Raw genomic sequence first — 3,661 nt, forward strand, 5'->3', positions numbered from 1 at the left:
CTCGTGGTCCGCAAGGGCACGCGCTTCGCGCCGCGCGGACCGGTGGACGAGCGCGAGTCGGGGCGGGCCCCCGGCTTCGAGAACATCCCGGCGATCGTGGCGGCGGCCGCCTCGCTGCGCGCGGTGCGGGCGACGGCGGACGAGGAGGGGGCGCGGCTGCGCGGCCTGGTCGAGCTGGTCAGAGGGCGGGTGCCGGAGCTGGTGCCCGAGGTGGCGGTGGTGGGCGATCCGGTGCACCGGCTGCCGCACGTGGTGACGTTCTCCTGTCTCTACGTGGACGGGGAGGCGCTGCTGCACGGCCTCGACCGGGCCGGGTTCGCGGTGTCCTCCGGCTCCTCCTGCACATCGAGCACGTTGACGCCGAGCCACGTGTTGCGTGCGATGGGCGTGTTGTCGGAGGGGAACGTGCGGGTGTCGCTGCCGCCGGGGACGCGGGAGGAGGAGGTGGAGCGGTTCCTGGCGGTGCTGCCCGGCGTGGTGGCCGAGGTGCGGGGCCGGCTCGGCGCCTCGCCCACCGGGCCGGCGCCCGCGGCGGTGCCCTCGTCCGGCGATGAGGGCGATGAGGGTGAGGAGTCCGTGACCGTGGACTCGCTGGGGAAGCTCTGCCCGGTGCCGGTGATCGAGCTGGCCAAGGCGGTCGGTCGCGTCCCGGTCGGCGGGGTGGTGACCGTGCTCGCCGACGACGAGGCGGCCCGCCTGGACATCCCGGCCTGGTGCGCGATGCGCGGCCAGGAGTATCTGGGCGAGCCGACGCACCACACCTACCGGGTGCGGCGCCTGGCCTGACCTCTGGCCGGCCTAGGCCCCGTCCTGCCGATCTCGGCGGGCCCGCGACGCCATACACGGCACCTCGCTGCGTTACCGAATCGCGCGAATACGGCCAAGTATCAGCAGCGATCCGGCGCCTTGCGATGCACCGCGTCTGACGCCGCGGGCTGATCCGACAAGATCGACAGGACAGGACCTAGAGGAGGTGCGGCCGGACCTCGTCGGCGGCCTCCTGGCCGTAGGCCTTGGCGAACCGCTCGATGAACGGGCCGCGGGCGAGGGTGTACTCCTGGGTGCCGACGGTCTCGATGACGAGGGTGGCCACCATGCAGCCGACCTGGGCGCTGCGCTCCAGCGAGGCGCCCCAGGCGAGCCCGGCGAGGAAGCCGGCGCGGAAACCGTCCCCGGCACCGGTCGGGTCGGCCTTGACGTTCTCCTCCGGGCAGCGGACCTCGATGGTCGGCTCGCCGAGCCGCTCGATCCGGACGCCGCGGGCGCCGAGCGTGGTGACCCAGACGTCGACCCGCTCCAGCACCTCCTGGGCCGACCAGCCGGTCTTGGTCTCGATGAGCGCCTTCTCGTACTCGTTGTTGAAGAGGTAGGCGGCGCCCTCGGTCAGGGTCCTGATCTCCTCGCCCTCCATCCGGGCGAGCTGCTGGGAGTAGTCGGCGGCGAACGGGATGGACCGGGTGCGGCACTCCTCGGTGTGCCGCAGCATCGCCTCGGGGTCGTCGGCGCCGATGTGTACCAGGTCGAGGCCGCCGACCCGGTCGGCCACGGTCTTGAGCTCGATCAGCCGGGCCTCGCTCATGGCGCCGGTGTAGAAGGAGCCGATCTGGTTGTGGTCGGCATCGGTGGTGCAGACGAAGCGCGCGGTGTGCAGTATCTCCGAGATGCGGACGGAGCCGGTGTCCACGCCGTGCCGGTCGAGCCAGGCCCGGTACTCGTCGAAGTCGGCGCCGGCGGAGCCGACCAGGATCGGGTTGGCGCCCAACTGGCCCATGCCGAAGCAGATGTTGGCGCCCACCCCGCCGCGCCGCACCTCGAGCGTGTCGACCAGGAACGACAGGTAGACCGTGTGGAGCTGGTCGCCGACGAGCTGGTCCGCGAAGCGACCGGGAAAGGTCATCAGATGGTCGTTGGCGATGGAACCTGATACGGCGATGCGCACGGTGATTCTCGCTCCTGGAGATCGGCGTAGGGAATCCAAGGCTATCGGCAGCCGCCGGTGGGGAACCGCGTTTCGCCGACCGCCGTCCAACGGGCATATCAAATGACTGATCAGCGCGACGAGCGGGGAGAGAAGCGTGGCTGACGAGGAGACCGTCGAGACTCCGGAGGAGCCGGACGAGTCGAGGCGCCGGCGGTGGCCGGCGGTGACGGCGGTCGCGGCCGCCGTCACGCTTATCGCGGGCGGCCTGTTCGCGGCGCAGGGGCTCTGGGGCGACGAGGATCCGGAGGGAACGCCGCCGGCGGCCGGCGGCGAGGGCGAGACGTCCGCGGCCGAGTTGGTGCTCGACGACGCGGTGGGGGCGCCCGACCTCGGGATCGCGACCCTCGTGCCGGCCGGCGAGCTGCCGAGCGCGCCGGAGAGCGCGGCCGTCTACCGGTACCAGGACGACGCGGTGTCGCGGGAGACGGCGGAGGCGCTCGCGGCGGCGCTCGACGTGGAAGGCGAGCTGGACGAGCGGGACGACGGCAGTTGGTCGACCCCGACCGACGACCCGGCCCTGTCATCGCTCACGGTGTGGCCGGAGGCGCCCGGCGGCTGGACCTACACCCCTGGGGAGGTCGCCTGGGAATCGGAGCCCGGCGGCGATCCGGTCGACGCGGAGGAGGCGCTGCGTACGGCGGAGCCGGTGCTGACGGTGCTCGGCCTCGACGATGAAACGGCCCGAATCAGCGCCGACACGGTGCAGGGGCCGGTGCGCACGGTGGAGGCGGTGCCGCTGCTCGACGGGCTGCCCGCCGTCGGCCTCGAGACGACGCTCTACATCGGCCCCTACGGGACGCTCCAGGGCGCCACGGGCGCGCTCGCCCTGCCGGAGGCGGCCGAGGAGCGGGCGACGGTCGGCGCGCGGCAGGCGCTCGACGCGTACAACTCGGACCCGAACCGGCCGGTGGTCGGCTACGCGGAGCCGCAGTGCGCGGGCGTCGCCGAGCCGGTGCCGTTCGCCGAGGGCGAGCCGGCCCCGATGCCGCCGATGGACGACGAGCTGCTGGAGTGCGCCTCGGCCACGGACGAGCTGCCGGCGACGGCTGAGACGGCGGCGGAGCTCGGCCTGGTCCTGCACACGTCGGAGAACGAGCCGGTGCTGGTGCCGTCCTGGCTCTTCGAGGTCACCCTGCCGGACGACGGCACGGTCGTGGCGACCTGGCCGGCGGTCGACTACCGCCAGGCGGAGACCCAGTCCGGCGAGGACGGCGGCAGCTCGCCCGCCGATCCGGGCGAGGGCGCGGAGGGCGACGGCGTCGCGCCGGGTGAGGGTGGAGAGCAGGACCTCGACACCGGCATGTCGGTCGAGTCCTACGAGTCCGACGCCACGTCGCTGACGGTCACCTACTGGGCCGGCGTCTGCGACGAGCACCGGCTGGTGGCCGAGGAGTCGGAGGACACGGTCCGGGTGAGCGTCGAGCCGGTCGACCCGGAGCCGGGCCGCGAGTGCATCGCGCTGGCCGAGGAGCAGACGGGCGAACTGACGCTGGATGCCCCGATCGGCGACCGGACCCTGGTAGACCCGACGGGCGCGGAGCTGTCCGTGCGCTAGGGGTCCCGGGCGGGGGATCGACCCCACTCACCCGCCCTCTCCCGGCTCCGCCGGCGCGGTCGCCTGGCGGCGCGGGCGCCGTTCCGGCGGGCGGCCCACCCGACGGGCGCGTGAAGCCCACCCAC

The 3,661-nt window shown here is 73.6% G+C and carries 3 protein-coding genes; 2 read left to right on the forward strand and 1 reads right to left on the reverse strand.

What is annotated here, in order from left to right:
* On the forward strand, positions 1 to 786 hold a 786-nt coding region (locus E1265_RS34895), incomplete at its 5' end, for a cysteine desulfurase/sulfurtransferase TusA family protein (protein ID WP_132934966.1).
* 178 nt (positions 787 to 964) lie between these two features.
* Here the strand turns inward: E1265_RS34895 and E1265_RS34900 are convergent.
* Entirely contained in the window at positions 965 to 1,939 is a 975-nt protein-coding gene (locus E1265_RS34900; RefSeq protein ID WP_132934967.1) for a carbohydrate kinase family protein, read from the reverse strand.
* Positions 1,940 to 2,075: 136 nt separating this feature from the next.
* Between E1265_RS34900 and E1265_RS34905 the strand changes: the two genes are divergently transcribed.
* A complete protein-coding gene (locus tag E1265_RS34905; protein WP_132934968.1) occupies positions 2,076 to 3,536 on the forward strand; it encodes a hypothetical protein in 1,461 nt (486 codons plus the stop codon).
* The last annotated feature ends 125 nt before the right edge of the window (positions 3,537 to 3,661 follow it).

The sequence above is a fragment of the Streptomyces sp. 8K308 genome (assembly GCF_004348315.1).
GTDB lineage: Bacteria > Actinomycetota > Actinomycetes > Streptomycetales > Streptomycetaceae > Streptomyces.